The organism is Halochromatium glycolicum (assembly GCF_016584085.1).
In the GTDB taxonomy this organism is placed as follows: Bacteria; Pseudomonadota; Gammaproteobacteria; order Chromatiales; family Chromatiaceae; genus Lamprobacter; species Lamprobacter glycolicus.
Genome location: NZ_NRSJ01000015.1, coordinates 25,785 through 41,847, shown reverse-complemented (window position 1 = coordinate 41,847; position 16,063 = coordinate 25,785). Strand labels below are relative to the sequence as shown.

Below are 16,063 nucleotides of genomic sequence, written 5' to 3'. Positions count from 1 at the left end.
CGCACAGGGTTAGACGCTGAACGATTCGCCGCAGCCGCAGGCATCCTTGACATTGGGATTACGGAACTCGAATCCCTCGTTCAAGAGGCTGGACTTGACGAAGTCGACCTCCATCCCTTCGAGGCGCGGCAGGCTCGCCTCATCGACGACGACCTTGACGCCATGGCTCTCGAAGACATGGTCGCCCTCGTCGCAGTCGTCCGCGTAGTCGACGACGTACGCGAAACCGGTACAGCCGCTCTTCTTGGTGCCGATGCGCAGCCCGATACCATGGCCGCGTTGACTGATCATCTTGTTAACGTGGCTCGCCGCCGCGTCGGTCAATGTAACTGCCATTCTTTGATACCCCATCTCGTTCCGATTGAGCCTCGACGATGCTAAGCCCGGTCTATCCTATGCATCCGACCGATCTCGATCCCGAGGCCATCTCGCCCTGGTCGTTGTAGTGAACCTTAGCGGCTCGAATTTCAAGGCCCTGACGCGCTCGATATGTCCCGGACAACCCCGAAGGATTATGGCGGCCGGCCACCCCGGAGGATGAGACGACCACCGTCGTGATCTAACGGTGAGCCTCCCTGAACATTAATGGCGATGCTCCGTACCCAGCCGCGATGCCTGCGCCGACATCTCCATCAGGCCGCGCATCAGTGACGCACGCTCGCCGAACGGCACCGTCTCCAGCAAGGCCTGCTTGTCTTCCGCATCGAGCGGTAGATGCGCGCACAGCAGATTGACGAGATCGTTGTCTGCCATCTTGCTCAGATCGTCCCAGGGGACTTCGACACTGCGCTGATCACAGAATGCGCGCAGCGAGCCCATGAAACGATCGCGCTCGTCGAGCGTTGCCTCAGTGTCCTCGAGATCGAGCACGAACGGCTCCCAGTTCGGCACCACCCTCCGGAAGCCCTCCTGCATCGCCAGCTCCTCGGCAACCGCAAACCGGCAGAGTCCCGTCAGCACGAGCACGATACGACCATCGTTCGTCTCGCTATAAGACGTGATCCGGCCCGCGCAACCGGTGCGATGGATCGGCGGCCGATCCTCTTCGTCCTCGCCCTGCCCGCGCGGCTGCACCATCCCGATCAGATGGTCACTCGCCAGCGCCGCCTGCACCATCGTCAAGTAACGCGGTTCGAAGATATTGAGCGGCAACTGGACCCCGGGCATCACGACCGCGCCGTTGAGCGGGAAGATCGGCAGCACATCGGGCAAATCCGGCAAACGCTGGAGAAACGGGCTACGCATCGTTGACGACTCCAAATGATTGCTCTGGACGAGAAAGTGTGAGCCCCTGTGATGCAGATAAGGGTCAACCGCGCGATGCTCAAAGCTGCCAGCCGTCCTCAGGCCCTTTAGGTGGCTCACCCGGCGCCCATCTTGCCGAGCTGGACTGGGCGCTCTTGGGCGCGCTCTTGGGCACGCCCTCAAGGAGCGCCTCGCATGAGCTGTCGGAAACGATCATAATCGGGGTCGGCACCGGTGCGACCGCTGCAGTCCCCGCGCAGGCCTCAACTCAGAGGCCTAACAGAATGCCTCCTATCGCCGGATGGATCAGCAGGTTGCGCGGGTCAAGCGGCCGTTTTGATACAGCCTCTTAGCCCACGACTGCCCGGGTGGTGAAATTGGTAGACACAAGGGACTTAAAATCCCTCGGCTTCGGCCGTGCCGGTTCGAGTCCGGCCCCGGGCACCACTTCAGACTCAACAACCACCAGCTAAAGCTGGTGGGTTGGATTTACGGACTGAAAGTCCGGATACGGGTCGACAGACCCGTTTATTCGGTTCGGAAGTTGTCATCTGTGCGGGGCTCAAAATGATGCTCCAGATATTCCTTGATCATCTCTTCGGTCACCTCTCCGGACGTAACACAAAAGTAGCCGCGAGCCCAGAAGTGCCTGCCCCAGTAGCGCTTTCGCAGCTCGGGGAACGTCTCGAACAGTTTTGTCGAGGTGCGTCCCTTGATCCGTCTCATGATCTCGCTCGGAGCCATATTCGGGGGCGCTGAGACCAGGATATGGATGTGGTCCTTGCTCACGACGCCCTTGAGAATCTCGATCTCGAAAGCTTCGCATGTCTGGCGGATCAGCTCGCGGGCCTTGAGGGCAACATCTCCTTTCAGAACGTGATAGCGATACTTCGTGACGAACACAAAGTGGTACTGAATCTTGAAAACTGTGTGGCTGCCGTACCGGTACTCCATCTCTTCGACTGTGCAAAAGGCTTCAAAGATAAATCTGACCGCCTAAAGGCGGTGGTTTGAACCCTACTTCGGACAATCAAAGCCTTAGCGGCATCCTCACGCCCTCGCCCTCGCCGCCCAGTGGGACGCTCGCGGTTCACTGCCGGCGAAAACACGCTCGGCCGGCTTCGTCGACCGCAGCCTGATCTGCATCCTTCACTCACCCCCTCCTCGAGCGTCATTGCCGAACAGCAGCGCGATCGTCAGGTCGTGACCCAGCTGATCGGGCCAGCTGATCCGGCCAGCTGATCAGGTATGCTCGGGCGCTACCGAGATCTTGTTTGTCGCCTAACCTTGTAGCCTGTGAATAACTTGTCGACGAATCCGAACCGGCGATCTATCCACAACCCATCAACAACCCCACGAGCTCCAGAGCACAGGCTTATTTTTTCATAAGATACTGAAAGTATTGATGTAATGGACTTTTTTACGGTTTATCCACTGTGTCTATTACGATTACTATTTGAATACATACAACTCGTAATAATCAGCGCAGGCCGGCCTTGATCCAGCGACAGCGGCTCGCACAACAGCCAGCAATACAACTATTTATTTTTAAAAATAAAATAGTTTATCGTTGACCGCTATGCCAGGGATTGAGCCAGGCGATGATCAAGGATCGCAGGGTCGATCTATGGTTGGTCCACAGCTGTTACGCTGCCAGTTGCGGTTGGTTGTGAACCCCTGGCTACAGCGACGTCGGGAGGAACGAGGCGATGAGTGCTGCCCTGGAACTGTATGCCCAGCTCACCGAAGCGCCGGACGAAAAGACCCGGGCACGATTGATCGCCGACGCCTTCGACGCGCTCGAGGCACGCTTTCCGCAGATCAACGACCTCGCCACCCAAAGTCACGTGCGCGAGAGCGAATTGCGCCTCCAGAAGGAGATCAAAGGCGTAGAGCTGCAGATCAAAGCGGTAGAGGCCCGCCTCCAAGAGCAGATCAGAGAGGTCGATGCGCGGCTGCAGGGGCAGATCAGAGAGGTCGATGCACGGCTGCAGGGGCAGATCAAGGGGATCGAGCTGCAGATCCGTGAGGTCGATGCACGCATGGCCGAGATGGAGGGTCGCCTGCGCACCGAGCTCAAGCAAGTGGAGGTCAGCCTGCACCAAGCCATGGCGGCTCAGACGCGCTGGCTACTCGGGGGCTTGGCGGTGCTCGGTGCGGTGTTCAAGCTTGTCGATCTGCTGATCGGTCCCTGATTCAGTGCCGGAGTTGGTGCCGGAGTTGGCCCCGGAGCACGTGCCATCGAGCCACCGACACCGAATCTGGTCGCGCGTCTCGCAGCGCCAGTGCGCCTGCTCGACCCTTGGCATCAGGGGCTGATGAAGCAAACCGCGAGCTTGACGCGCACGCGCCTTCTCGTCGGTGATCTCGGTGAGCTTGGCATAGAGATCGGGGGTGGCTGCCTTCTGTTTAAGGCCAAACACCGCGCTGTTCGAGCACGGCGGCAAGCCGTTCGAGGGCTTCGACCAATGCGGCGGTGCGCAGATCGGTGCAAGCGCCGTTGCGCTTCTCGGAGCTGGTGAAGGCGCGCCAGCGTGCGACGACACGGTCGGTGGCATTGTTGATGCGGCTGCGCAGTCGGCCGTTGATCTCATCCAAGGGCCAGCTGTGGTGCTCGATGTTTTGCACCCATTCATAGTAGCTGACGGTGACGCCGCCGGCGTTGGCCAGGATGTCCGGCAGCACGAGGATGCCGCGGGCCGAGAGGATGTCGTCGGCCTCCGGAGTGACCGGTCGGTTCGCGCCTTCGACGAGCACCTTGGCCTTGACCGCTTCGGCGTTGCCGGCATGGACCTGTCCACCCAAGGCGGCCGGTATCAGCAGGTCGCAGTCGAGCGCGAGCAGATCGGCATTGGTGATGGTCCGAGTTTCGGCCAGCCCAACCACTGTGCCATTGTCGGCCTTGTGATGGTTGAGTGCGTCGAGATCGAGTCGGTCTCCATTGATCGCGAGCACGCCGCCGCGCGAATCGCTGACTGCAACGACCTTGGCCCCGTGCTCATGGAGTAGGCGCCCGGCGACGCGGCCGACCTCACCGTAGCCCTGGATCGCGACGCGCGCGCCCTGCAATGAGGGCAGCTGTGGGATGACGCCAAGGTTGAGGAGCCGTTCAGCGGCGTAGACGCAACCGCGGCCGGTGGCTTCGGAGCGTCCTTCCGAGCCACCGATGGCGAGCGGCTTGCCGGTCACGACCGGCAGGTTGTTCTCGCCCGGATGCAGCGCCTGATAGGTGTCGTAGACCCAGGCCATGGTCTGGCTGTCGGTGTAGAGGTCCGGCGCTGGGATATCGGTGTAGGGGCCGATGTTGTCGCCAAGTTCGGCGACGAAGCGCCGAGTCAAGCGCCGGCGCTCGCGCTCGCTCAGTTGCTTCGGGTTGCAGGCAATGCCGCCCTTGGCGCCGCCAAACGGGATGCGCAGCAGCGCACACTTCCAGGTCATCAGTGCTGCGAGCGCTGAGACCTCAGGCAAAGAGACCTCAGGGTGGAAGCGGATGCCGCCTTTGCCGGGTCCGAGGAGCTGGTTATGCAGTACCCGATAGCCGGCGAAGGTCTCAATGGTTCCATCATCGAGCTCGACCGGGAGGTTGACCGTGATCGTTCGCCGGGGGGCTAGGAGCAGCTCGAGCAATCCCGGAGCGATCCGATCCATATGCTGTTCGGCACGACCGAACTGGACGTCGATCATATGCTCCGGCGCAAGCTCAGTACTCATGATTGCAGGCATCCTCTGTCATCGTCGCTTGGGCGAAGCGGCTCGAAGGTCTTCAGATCGGCTTGACCCGCTCTACCAGGTGCCGTAGGGCGTTGGCTCGACCGGCTTCAACTGCCAGATATCATCACGGTACTCGGCGATCGTGCGGTCGGATGAGAAGTGGCCGCTGTGCGCCGTGTTCAGGATGCTCATGCGCAGCCAGCGCTCCCGATCCAGATAGGCCAAAGCCGCCTGCTTTTGCGCTCGGCGATAACTGTCGAAGTCGGCGGCGGTGAGCCAGGGGTCGGCCGGGTTACGGATACCGTGGATGATCGGATCGAAGATTCCCGGCTCGAACTGATTGAAATGGCCGCATTCGAGCAGCTCCATAACCTCGCGCAGGGCCTCGTCGTGGGCGATGATGCCGTCGGGATCATAGTGCGAGCGCATGTGTGAGACCTCTTCGGCGGTGAGCCCGAAGAGGAAGAAGTTCTCCTCGCCGACGCGCTCGCGGATCTCGATGTTGGCGCCGTCGAGGGTGCCGATGGTCAGCGCCCCGTTCATCATGAACTTCATGTTGCCGGTCCCCGATGCCTCTTTGCCGGCGGTCGAGATCTGCTCGGACAGGTCGGTGCCGGGTGCGAGGATCTCCATCACCGAGACGCGATAGTCCGGAATGAACGCAACACGGAGCTGGTCGGTGACCGCCGGATCGGAATTGACGACCTTAGCGACGTTGTTGATCAGCTTGATGATCAGCTTCGCTATCTCGTAGCCCGGTGCCGCCTTGCCGCCGACCAGCACGCAGCGCGGGGCGCCGACCTGGCCGTCGCCATGCTTGATGCGGTTGTAGAGATGGATGACGTGCAGGATATTGAGCAGCTGGCGCTTGTACTCGTGGATGCGCTTGACCTGGACGTCGAACATGAACTCGACCGGGAAGTCGATCCGACAGGTCGAGCTGACCATCTGCGCGAGGCGCGCCTTGTTCTCGCGCTTGATCTTGTCCCACCGCTCCTGAAACGCGGAATCCTCTGCCTTGGGTGCGAGCTGCTCCAGCTTGCCGAGCTCGGTGACCCATCCTTCCCCAACGGTCTCATCGAGCAGCTCGCGCAACCCCGGATTACACATCGCGAGCCAGCGGCGAGGTGTGACCCCATTGGTCTTGTTGTTGAACTTATCGGGCCAGAGCTCGTACCAGTCACGAAACAGCCCCTGCTTGAGCAGCTCCGAGTGCAGCGCGGCGACCCCGTTGACCGAGAAGCTGCCGACGATGGCGAGGAAGGCCATCCGCACCTGCGGATCATCCCCTTCCTCGATCAGCGACATCCGCCGCTGACGATCCATATCACCCGGCCAGCGCGAGGCCACCTGCGACAGGAAGCGCGCGTTGATCTCGTAGATGATCTCGAGGATGCGCGGCAGCAGCGTCCGGAACAGCCGCACCGGCCAGCGCTCGAGCGCCTCGGGCAGCAGCGTATGGTTGGTGTAGGCCATGGTGCGGGTCGTGATCCCCCAGGCCTGGTCCCATTCAAGGTGGTGTAGGTCGACGAGCTGACGCATCAGCTCCGCGACCGAGACGGCCGGGTGGGTGTCGTTGAGCTGGAAGCAGTTCTTGTCGGCGAACTCACTGAAGTCGTTGCCATGCAGCCGCTGCCATTCGCGGATGACGTCCTTGATGCTGGCGCAGGCGAGGAAGTATTGCTGCCGCAGCCGCAGCTCCTTGCCGTTCTCGCTGGCGTCGTTCGGGTAGAGCACCATCGTGATGTGCTCGGCGTCGTTCTTCGCGGCGACCGATTCCGGATAGCTGCCGGCGTTGAACTCGCCGAGATCGAAGACATCGGTCGCCGTCGCCGACCACAGGCGCAGCGTGTTGATGGTGTCGTTGCGATAGCCGGGGATCGGGATATCGTAGGGCACCGCGAGCACATCATGGGTCTCGACCCAGCGCTGCGTGCTGCGGCCCTGTTGGTCGGTGTAGGTCTCGGTGCGTCCGCCGAACGGGATGCGTTGGGTGTACTCGGGCCGTTCCAGCTCCCAGGGGTTGCCGTCGCGCAGCCAATGGTCGGGCTCCTCGACCTGGCGGCCGTTCTCGACGAGCTGCCGGAACATGCCATATTCGTAGCGCAGGCCATAGCCCTTGACCGGCAATTGCAGGGTCGCGCAGCTGTCGAGGAAACAGGCGGCGAGTCGACCGAGACCGCCATTGCCGAGGCCAGCATCCATCTCGGCGGATTCGATCTCCTCGTACTGCAGGCCCATCTCGTAGAGTGCCTGTCGTGCCTCATCGGTAATGCCGAGGTTGAGCAGCGCGTTGCTCAGCGAGCGTCCCATTAGGAACTCGAGCGAGAGATAGTAGGTGCGTTTGCAGTTGGCCTGGTCATGCGCGTGGCGGGTGCGCTTCCAGCGCTCCATCAGGCGGTCGCGCAGCGAGACCGCTAGCGCCTTATACGGATAGTAGGCCGAGCGGCAGTCGCGGTCGCGCCCGAGGGTATGGGCGAAATAGTGCTGGAAGTCCCGGCCAAGGCTCTCGGCATCCATGCCTAAGGGATCGAGCTTGAACAGACGTTCGTTGGGCGAGCTTTCGGTAAGGTCTTTAAACGGAGACATGCGGTGATCCTGAGCGAAAAGAAGAGGGCGAGAACTGTGCGGCGCTTCGGTATTTCAGGCCCTAAGATAACGCGCTCCGTGCGCCGATGAGAACGATTTCCGCGATCAGTCCCCGTCGTTTTCAAAAGGGCCAGAGACAAGCGAAGGGTCAGAGACAAGCGAGCGGTGGCATGGTGGCTCGGGCAGCCTCAGTAGGAGACGGCGATCACCCGCCACCTGAACCACCCGCGGCCCAGGCACAGAGAGACCGCGGGTGCGGAGGCGTCGTCAGCCGGCTCGGTTTCGGGTGCGTTGGGCCCGATCCGGACCCTGAAACGGGTTGGTGACATGTAGAATGCATACTCGAGCGCGGGCCAGAACCCCTTATCACCCCGGCTGTGCGTCAGCAGCCGCTTGCGCAGCCATGCAAGATCGATCGACCTTGTTAGAGGATCGCCTCGGTGGCGGCGGATGCTCTGCTGTATCCAGTCGATAAAGGCATCCGATACCTCGCCGATGCAGCTTTCCTGCTCCTTGTTCAGCCGTCGCTGGACCTGATCGCGCACGGACTCGATCGCGACCATTGGACCCAGCGCGGCGGTCGGCCCATTGACGACGGTGCGATTGAGCTCCCAGAGCATCCAGTAGGGCGAGATCAGATACAGGCCGGCGACGACCGCGACGGCGGCCGCGAGCCGGCGGAGGCTGCGAGGCAGCTGTAATGGCCGCCGCCACAATGCCGCTTGTGCGCGTCGTCGGCCTGGTGACTGCATCAGCGTTGCTGCGACTGGAGCTGCTCCAGTGCTTCACCGGCTGCCAGCCAGGCCTGCTCGATCTCGTTCAGCTCGCTGCTCAGCTTGCGCTTGTCTTCCATCACGGCGAGCAGCTCTTGCTTCGCCTCGGGCTCGTAGAGCTTGCTGTCGCTGAGGCGCTGATCGATGACATCGCGTTGTTCGGTCAACCGCTCGAGACGCTGCTCGAGCTCGGCGAGGCGGCGGCGAAGCGGCTGGGAGCGCGCGCGCTCCTCGGCGTCGCGCTGGCGCGCGGCCTTCTTGGTGCCGGGGCGCTCAGCACCGGCGTCGGCGCCGGCTTGAGCTGCCGACGTGCCATTGGCTGCAGTACGCCTCTGCGCGGCGCGCTGGCTGATCCAATTCGGGTAGTCGTCGAGATCCCCGTCGAACGGAACAACCCGTCCGGCGTCGACGAGCAGGAGATCATCGCAGGTGATGCGCAGCAGGTGGCGATCGTGCGAGACCAAGACCATGGCGCCGACGAACTCCTGCAGCGCCGTGCTCAGCGCGTGTCGCATCTCCAGGTCGAGATGATTGGTCGGCTCGTCCAACAAGAGCAGATTGGGCCGCTGGTAAACGATCAGCGCCAGTGCAAGGCGGGCCTTCTCGCCGCCGGAGAAGGGTGCGACCGGCTCGGTCGCTTGATCACCGCTGAAGCCGAAACCGCCGAGGAAATCCCGCAATGACTGCTCGGGCGCCTCGCGGTCCAGTGCGATGAGATGTTGCAGCGGCGAGGCGTCCGGTCGCAGTTGATCCATCTGATGCTGGGCAAAGTAGCCGATGCGTAGACCCTGCGCCTCCTGGCGCGCCCCACAGAGGAGCGGCTGCTCTCCCGCCAGGGTCTTGATTAGAGTCGATTTGCCGGCGCCGTTCGCGCCAAGCAGGGCCAGGCGATCACCGGGTGCCAGGGCGAGGCCGACGTTTTCCAACACCGCGGTGCTGTCATAGCCGACGCTCACCGCCTCGAGCTGAAGCAATGGGTGCGGTTGTGACTCCGGATCGCGGAAACGGAACCGAAACGGCGTGTCGACATGTGCCGGCGCGATCAGCTCGAGGCGCTCGAGCGCCTTGAGGCGGCTCTGCGCCTGCCGGGCCTTGGTGGCCTTGGCGCGGAATCGATCGACGAACGCCTGCATATGCGCGATCTCGCGCTGCTGCCGCTGGTAGGCGGCCTGCTGTTGGGCGAGCTGCTCGGACCGCTGGCGCTCGAACGCCGAATAACCGCCGCTGTAGGTCTGGAGCCTGCCCCGCTCGAGATGACAGATCGATGTGACCACCGCATCCAGTACGTCGCGATCATGCGAGATCAGTACCAGCGTGCCGGGATAGGACCGCAGCCAACCCTCGAGCCAGATGACGGCATCCAGATCGAGATGGTTGGTCGGCTCGTCGAGCAGGAGCAGATCGGATCGGCACATCAGTGCCTGGGCCAGCGCCAGCCGCATTCGCCAACCGCCCGACCAGGTGTCCAGGGCTTGGCGCTCATCGCCGACGGCGAAACCGAGGCCGTGCATCAGCTGCGCCGCCCGGCTCTCGGCCTCCCAGGCCCCGATGGCGTCGAGCTGTCCGAGCAGTTCTCCCTGGCGAATCCCGTCGTCGTCGGCTTCGGCTGCGGCGAGGGCTGATTGCAGTGCCCTCAGCTCTCTGTCCCCATCGATGACGAACTCGATCGCCTCACGCCCGCCGGACGGTGTGTGCTGGGCGACATGCGCGATCTCCCAGCCGTTCGGGATCGATAGCGTACCGGCGTCGGGAGCAAGCTCGCCGCGCAGTAACGCCAACAGGCTGGATTTCCCGCACCCGTTCGCCCCGATCAACCCGAGCTTCTGGCCCGGATGCAGTCGCAGGTCGGCGCCGTCGAGCAGCAGCTTGGTGCCGCGGCGGAGGCTGATGCCGCGCAGGTCCAGCATGATCAGTCCTTGGTTCGGGTTGGCGTTGCTCGAGCGCTCATCGGTGACGGATCGAGCTGGCGATCCAACCGGCGATATCCGATCGCCTCGCTGAGATGAACAGGCTCGATCCGGCTCGCTCGATCTAGATCGGCGATGGTGCGGGCAACCTTGAGGATACGATGATAAGCGCGGGCGGAGAGTCCGAGCTGCTGCATGGCCTGGGTCAGGAGGCGCTGTGCCGCACCGTCCAGCGCGCAATCGCGGTCGATCTCCTGCGGCTGAAGCGCGGCGTTGGGCTTGCCGGCGCGTGCGCTCGCGAGCTCGCGAGCGGCACTGACCCGCTCTCGAACCTGACTACTGGTCTCCAATCCTCCCTCTGGCGGATGCTGGAACGCTTCAGGCGGTAGCCGCGGGACCTCGATGTGGAGGTCGATGCGATCGAGCAGCGGGCCGGATAGGCGGCCGCGATAGCGGGCGATCTGCTCCTGCGTGCAGCGGCAGCGACCGCTTGGATCACCAAGGTGGCCACAGGGGCAGGGGTTCATTGCTGCGATCAGCTGAAAGCAGGCCGGGAATTCAGCGCTTCGCGCAGCGCGGGCGATATGGATGCGGCCGGATTCCAGCGGTTCGCGCAGGACCTCGAGCACCCGTCGATCGAACTCGGGTAGCTCATCGAGGAACAAGACCCCGTGATGGGCAAGCGAGATCTCCCCAGGGCGTGGATTGACGCCGCCGCCGACCAGCGCGACGGCCGAGGTGGTGTGGTGGGGAGAGCGAAACGGGCGCACCCGCCAGTCCGCGGCAGTGGGTTGCTGGCCGCGGCTGACCGAGCGCACCGCAGCGACCTCCACCGCCTCGGCATCGCTCAAGCTGGGCAGGATACCGGGGAGCCGCGCCGCGAGCATCGATTTTCCGGTCCCAGGAGGCCCGAGCATGAGCAGGCTGTGGGCGCCGGCAGCGGTGATCTCGAGGGCGCGCTTGGCTTGCGGTTGACCTCGGACATCAGCCAGGTCCGGCCCATTGAGCGGGGCCGCAGCGGTCTCGGTATGGCGGTAAGGGGCGATCGGGCTCAGCCCGTTGAGATGCTCGCAGACCTCGAGCAGGTCTGCCGCCGGCAGCACCTCCAACCCGCCCACCAGGGTCGCTTCCGATGCATTCGCTTCTGGGAGCACCAGCGCGCGGCCCGCTGCTCGAGCGGCCAGTGCGGCCGGTAGCACGGCATCGACCGGACGCAGCTCGCCGCTGAGGGCGAGCTCGCCGACGAGCTCGTGGGTCTCGAGCTGGTCGCGTCGCACCTGATCAGAGGCGACGAGGATACCGAGCGCGATCGGTAGATCGAAGCGCCCGCCCTCCTTGGGCAGATCGGCCGGGGCAAGATTGATCGTGACCCGGCCGGCCGGGAACTCGAACCGGCTGTTGGCGAGCGCCCCGCGGACCCGATCCTTGCTCTCGCGCACCGCGGCCTCGGGCAGGCCGACGATCGACAGCGAGGGCAGCCCGATCCCGGCGTGGACCTCGACCGTGACCGCGGGCGCCTCGATCCCGACCCGGGCGCGGCTGTGGAGAACGGAAAGACCCAAGATCGCAGTCTCGTCAGCGCCGATGCATCGCCATTCTCAGGCCGCTGGCTCACCGTCCTCGAGTGGCTCGGGCGGCTCTGTCGATCCCGCCTCGCTCGAGAGGCGGGCCTCGAGTGCGGCGACACGCTTCTCGAGCGCCTCGAGTTTGGCCCGGGAGCGGGCGAGTACCGCTGCTTGGACGTCGAACTCCTCCCGGGTCACGAGATCCAGTCTCGAGAGTGCTGCTTCCAGGGTTGCTCGGAAGCTGCGATTGAGGTCTTCCTGCAACACCTGGAAGCCCTTAGGCGCGTTCGCGGCGAGGCGCCGGGCAAGGTCATCGATCTGCTTTGGCTCCAGCATCAGTTGTCTCTCGGGTCGTTGTAGATGGCTGGTTTCATTATAGAGCCAGGCTTTCGCACGCGCCCGCGCTCAGTTTACGCACCTCATTGGTGCATACCATGATCCGCTCGCGACGGTCTGTGCACCCTATGGGTGCATTCGGGAAGTTGGTTTTCTGCAACAGCCTCCGCTAATTCGTTGTTTATTGCGCACAAAGCAAGCGTGGCACGCGGGGTGCTTACAGGTCCATGACAGTGATTACGCATTCGGCAAGATCACCGCACAGGGCGTCGACCCGACGTCCTCGACCACACGACAACTGAGGTTACTTCAAGATGAAAACACAACGCTTCGGAATCGCCGCCGTTTCTGGTGCGGTGCTCTCAGGCTCTCTTCTGATGTCCGCCCCAGCCCTGGCCCAACAGCCGTGGTCTTTCAGTGCGAACATCGGTGCCGTCTCCAACTACATCTGGCGTGGTGTCACCCAAACAGGCGACCAAGCGGCCATTCAGGGCGGCATCGACGTCGGCCACGAGAGTGGCTTCTACGCCGGTACCTGGGCCTCGAACATCGACTGGGACGAGGGAGGTTCGGAAGATGTGGTTGGCATCGTGCCGGTGGATCCAAACACTGGGCTGCCAATGACCGACGCTGATGGCAACTATATCGTTGAAGGTGTCACCTCCGGTTCGGATCCTGCCTCCCCGAACTATGAGCTCGATTTCTATGCGGGCTTCAGCGGCGCGATCAACGATGACGTCAGCTACGACATCGGCGCGATCTACTACGCCTATCCAGATGGCAGAGAATCCGATTTCGCGGAAATCTCGCTGAGCGGCTCGTTCAAATGGTTCACGCTCGGCGTGGCTTATACCGTCTACGGCGAGAATGATGACGGGCTATTCGACGACGGTGATCTCTATTACTTCGGTGGTGCGGACTTTGCGCTGCCTTATGACTTTGGTCTGAGCTTGCGCGCTGGGTACTATCAGTTCGAAAACGATGATGTTGTCGTCGGCTCGGTGACCGATACCAGCGGCAATGTCATCGATTTGACTGAAAGCGCAAATTACTGGCACTACGGAGCTTCGATTACGCGTGAGGCTGGGGACTTCGGTACTTTCGGCCTCAATTGGGATCAGAACAACGGTGACCAGGAGGTCGGCTACGATACCGATCCAAAGATCTGGGTGAGCTGGAGCAAGGAGTTTTAAGAAGCAGGTCCGGCGCTTGCTAAGTAAATACGCAGCGGGTCCAAGTAGGCCCGCGTATCCATTTCAACGGAGCTAATTCATGAAGCTGGTTGCTGCCATCATCAAACCCTTCAAGCTCGATGACGTCCGCGAGGCGCTCGCCGATATCGGCGTGTCCGGGATCACCGTCATCGAGGTCAAGGGCTTCGGGCGCCAGAAGGGCCATACCGAGCTCTACCGCGGCGCCGAGTATGTCGTCGACTTCCTGCCCAAGATCAAGGTCGAGATCGCGATCGACGACAGCCTCGTCGACCAGGTGATCGAGGCCATCAGTAACGCCGCGCGCACCGGCAAGATCGGTGACGGGAAGATCTTCGTCAGCGACGTCGATCAGGTCATTCGGATTCGCACCGGTGAGACCGGTCCGGACGCACTCTAACCTCGCGAAGGAGGAAATCCACAGTGGAAGAACCGACTATACAGCTCGCCTACGCGCTGGATACGTTCTATTTCCTGATCTCGGGGGCGCTCGTCATGTGGATGGCGGCGGGCTTCTCGATGCTCGAGGCCGGACTGGTCCGCGCAAAGAATACTGCTGAGATCCTGACCAAGAACGTCGCCTTGTTCTCGATTGCCAGCATCATGTACATGGTGATCGGCTATGGGATCATGTACCCCAGCGGAGGCAACGGGATCATCCCGTCGATCAACTGGACCTTTATGTTCGGCGGTGACAATAGCGTCGAGGAGGTCTTGGCCGGCGACGCCTATTACTCCGGGATGTCCGACTTCTTCTTCCAGGTCGTTTTCGTCGCTACGGCCATGTCGATCGTTTCCGGTGCGGTTGCTGAGCGGATGAGGCTTTGGGCCTTCCTGCTCTTCGCGGTCATCATGACCGGCTTCATCTATCCCGTACAGGGTTACTGGAAGTGGGGTGGCGGCTTCCTCGATGGCCTGAACTTCCAGGACTTCGCCGGCTCGGGCATCGTCCATCTCTGCGGTGCGTCGGCAGCCCTGGCTGGTGTTCTGCTGCTGGGGGCGCGCAAAGGCAAGTACGGCAAGGACGGCTCCATCAACGCCATCCCGGGCGCGAATATGCCGCTCGCGACACTCGGCACCTTCATCCTCTGGCTCGGCTGGTTCGGCTTCAACGGCGGCTCGCAGTTGATCGTCTCGAACATCTCCGATGCGAACGCTGTTGCTGCGGTCTTCGTCAATACCAATATGGCCGCGGCCGGTGGCTTGGTGTTCGCGCTGATCACCGCGCGGCTGATCTTCGGCAAGGCCGACCTCACGATGGCCCTCAATGGGGCGCTCGCCGGCCTGGTCGCCATCACGGCTGAGCCGCTGACCCCGACCCCGCTCGCCGCGACCCTGATCGGTGGTGTCGGCGGTATCATCGTGGTGTTCTCGATCATCGCACTCGACAAGCTGCGCATCGATGATCCGGTCGGTGCGATCTCGGTGCACGGTGTCGTCGGCATGTGGGGCCTGGTGGCGGTCCCGATCACCAATGCCGATGCGGGCATCGTGCCGCAGCTGATCGGCTTGGTGACCATCTTCGCCTGGGTCTTCATCACCTCACTGATCGTCTGGCTGCTGATCAAGCTGATCATGGGCATCCGTGTCAGTGAAGAGGAGGAGTACGAGGGCGTCGATCTCGGCGAATGCGGACTCGAGGCCTACCCTGAATTCGTTGGCTCCCGCGGTGCTGGAACCTGACGGATAGCGCAACCGCGCAATCGACCTTGCAGCGGGGCCTTCGGGCCCCGTTTTGCGTGGTGCGGAGCGAATCGGGGCAGCGCGGGCTGCGGGGGTGTCTTGGTCCCGAGCTGTTTGCCGAGACTGTCAGCCGGCGCCGCGGCTGCGGTCAGGCCTCGGCTTGATCCGAGCCTTGATCCGAGCCCGCCGCGAGCGCCTGCTTGAAGAAGGCCGGTTGCGCCAGCGCGGCGCGATGGATCTCAGCGGTGTAATAGCGCGTCGGGAACGGCAGGGCATCGGCGGTCTCGGCGCGGAAGGGCGGCAGCGGCCTATCTCGGCTCGTCATGGTCGCGCTCCACCACCCAGACGGATAGATCGTCTGCGGAAAGAACAGGGTGGCTTGATCGCAGAAGCCGGCCTGGCGCAGATCCGCGTAGATGCCCCGAATGATCTCGAGATGATACAGCGGGGACTCGCTCTGCTGGATCAATAGGCCGCCCGGAGCGAGTGCACGATGGCAGTCCTGGTAGAACGCGGTGCTGAACAGACCTTCGGCGTGTCCAACCGGATCGGTGCTGTCGATGATGATCACATCCAGCGATTCGGCCGGCGCCTCACGCATCCAGCGAATGCCGTCCTCGAACAGCAGCGTCGCGCGCGGATCATCGTTCGACTCGGTCAGCTCCGGAAAGAACTCCTCGGCCACCCTTGTGACCCGTTCATCGATATCGATCTGTACCGCTGATTCGACCTCGTGATGACGCAGCACCTCGCGCAATGTGCCGCAGTCACCACCGCCGATGATCGCCACCCGCCGGGGCTGCGGGTGTGTCAGCAGTACCGGATGCGCCAGCATCTCGTGGTAGAGGAAGTTCTCGCGGCTCGATAACATCGTAAAGCCGTCGATCACCATCAGATTGCCGAAGCGCTCGGTCTCGTAGACCTCGATGGTCTGGAAGCGGCTTTGCTCCTGATGTAGACGTCGTCTCACGCGCAGTGAGAAGGCGCTTCCAGCCTCATCGGCAATCTCGGTGAACCAGTCTTTCTCATCAAGCATGTCACTA

At 62.6% G+C, this 16,063-nt stretch carries 14 protein-coding genes and 1 tRNA gene; 5 read left to right on the top strand and 10 right to left on the bottom strand.

Going from position 1 to position 16,063, the window contains the following annotated elements; translation table 11 throughout:
- Positions 1-9 precede the first annotated feature (9 nt).
- Together CKO40_RS10005 and CKO40_RS10000 are read right to left on the bottom strand one after the other, a co-directional pair.
- Complete coding sequence (locus tag CKO40_RS10005) at positions 10-336, bottom strand: HesB/IscA family protein (protein WP_200346068.1); 327 nt, start codon at positions 334-336, stop codon at positions 10-12.
- 246 nt (positions 337-582) lie between these two features.
- Positions 583-1,245 carry an LON peptidase substrate-binding domain-containing protein gene (locus CKO40_RS10000; protein WP_200346067.1) on the bottom strand — a complete coding sequence of 221 codons (663 nt, stop codon included), beginning with the start codon at positions 1,243-1,245 and terminating at the stop codon, positions 583-585.
- Positions 1,246-1,607: 362 nt separating this feature from the next.
- Here CKO40_RS10000 and CKO40_RS09995 point away from each other — a divergent pair.
- Positions 1,608-1,692, top strand: a tRNA-Leu gene (locus tag CKO40_RS09995).
- An 81-nt stretch (positions 1,693-1,773) separates the two neighbouring features.
- Here CKO40_RS09995 and tnpA read toward each other — a convergent pair.
- Positions 1,774-2,199, bottom strand: a complete 426-nt coding sequence (gene tnpA, locus CKO40_RS09990; RefSeq protein ID WP_200346066.1) for an IS200/IS605 family transposase — start codon at positions 2,197-2,199, stop codon at positions 1,774-1,776.
- Between the two features lie 755 nt (positions 2,200-2,954).
- Here tnpA and CKO40_RS09985 point away from each other — a divergent pair.
- The gene (locus CKO40_RS09985; RefSeq protein ID WP_200346065.1) at positions 2,955-3,440 is read left to right on the top strand and encodes a DUF1640 domain-containing protein; all 486 of its coding nucleotides are present in this window, start codon (positions 2,955-2,957) and stop codon (positions 3,438-3,440) included.
- A 214-nt stretch (positions 3,441-3,654) separates the two neighbouring features.
- Here CKO40_RS09985 and CKO40_RS09980 read toward each other — a convergent pair whose 3' ends face one another.
- The 6 genes from CKO40_RS09980 to ubiK form a co-directional block, all read right to left on the bottom strand.
- Positions 3,655-4,956 carry a Glu/Leu/Phe/Val family dehydrogenase gene (locus CKO40_RS09980; protein WP_242476947.1) on the bottom strand — a complete coding sequence of 434 codons (1,302 nt, stop codon included), beginning with the start codon at positions 4,954-4,956 and terminating at the stop codon, positions 3,655-3,657.
- 72 nt (positions 4,957-5,028) lie between these two features.
- The gene (locus CKO40_RS09975) at positions 5,029-7,545 is read right to left on the bottom strand and encodes a glycogen/starch/alpha-glucan phosphorylase (protein WP_200346063.1); all 2,517 of its coding nucleotides are present in this window, start codon (positions 7,543-7,545) and stop codon (positions 5,029-5,031) included.
- A gap of 188 nt (positions 7,546-7,733) precedes the next feature.
- The gene (locus tag CKO40_RS09970; protein WP_200346062.1) at positions 7,734-8,297 is read right to left on the bottom strand and encodes a DUF2939 domain-containing protein; all 564 of its coding nucleotides are present in this window, start codon (positions 8,295-8,297) and stop codon (positions 7,734-7,736) included.
- Positions 8,297-10,225 carry an ATP-binding cassette domain-containing protein gene (locus tag CKO40_RS09965; protein ID WP_200346061.1) on the bottom strand — a complete coding sequence of 643 codons (1,929 nt, stop codon included), beginning with the start codon at positions 10,223-10,225 and terminating at the stop codon, positions 8,297-8,299. The genes CKO40_RS09970 and CKO40_RS09965 overlap by 1 nt, the downstream gene beginning before the upstream one ends.
- A 2-nt stretch (positions 10,226-10,227) precedes the next feature.
- Entirely contained in the window at positions 10,228-11,787 is a 1,560-nt protein-coding gene (locus CKO40_RS09960; RefSeq protein ID WP_200346060.1) for a YifB family Mg chelatase-like AAA ATPase, read from the bottom strand.
- A 36-nt stretch (positions 11,788-11,823) separates the two neighbouring features.
- Complete coding sequence (gene ubiK, locus CKO40_RS09955) at positions 11,824-12,126, bottom strand: ubiquinone biosynthesis accessory factor UbiK (RefSeq protein WP_200346059.1); 303 nt, start codon at positions 12,124-12,126, stop codon at positions 11,824-11,826.
- A gap of 314 nt (positions 12,127-12,440) precedes the next feature.
- Between ubiK and CKO40_RS09950 the strand changes: the two genes are divergently transcribed.
- The 3 genes from CKO40_RS09950 (at position 12,441) to CKO40_RS09940 (ending at position 15,020) form a co-directional block, all read left to right on the top strand.
- Entirely contained in the window at positions 12,441-13,319 is an 879-nt protein-coding gene (locus CKO40_RS09950) for a TorF family putative porin (protein ID WP_200346058.1), read from the top strand.
- A 79-nt stretch (positions 13,320-13,398) separates the two neighbouring features.
- Complete coding sequence (locus CKO40_RS09945) at positions 13,399-13,737, top strand: P-II family nitrogen regulator (RefSeq protein WP_200346057.1); 339 nt, start codon at positions 13,399-13,401, stop codon at positions 13,735-13,737.
- Positions 13,738-13,760: 23 nt separating this feature from the next.
- Positions 13,761-15,020, top strand: coding sequence for an ammonium transporter (locus CKO40_RS09940; protein ID WP_200346056.1), 1,260 nt, complete (start codon positions 13,761-13,763; stop codon positions 15,018-15,020).
- A 148-nt stretch (positions 15,021-15,168) separates the two neighbouring features.
- On the opposite strand, the gene speE is transcribed toward CKO40_RS09940, so the two are convergent.
- Positions 15,169-16,056: a polyamine aminopropyltransferase gene (speE, locus tag CKO40_RS09935; RefSeq protein ID WP_200346055.1), complete on the bottom strand. Its 888-nt coding sequence runs from the start codon at positions 16,054-16,056 to the stop codon at positions 15,169-15,171.
- Between the last annotated feature and the right edge of the window lie 7 nt (positions 16,057-16,063).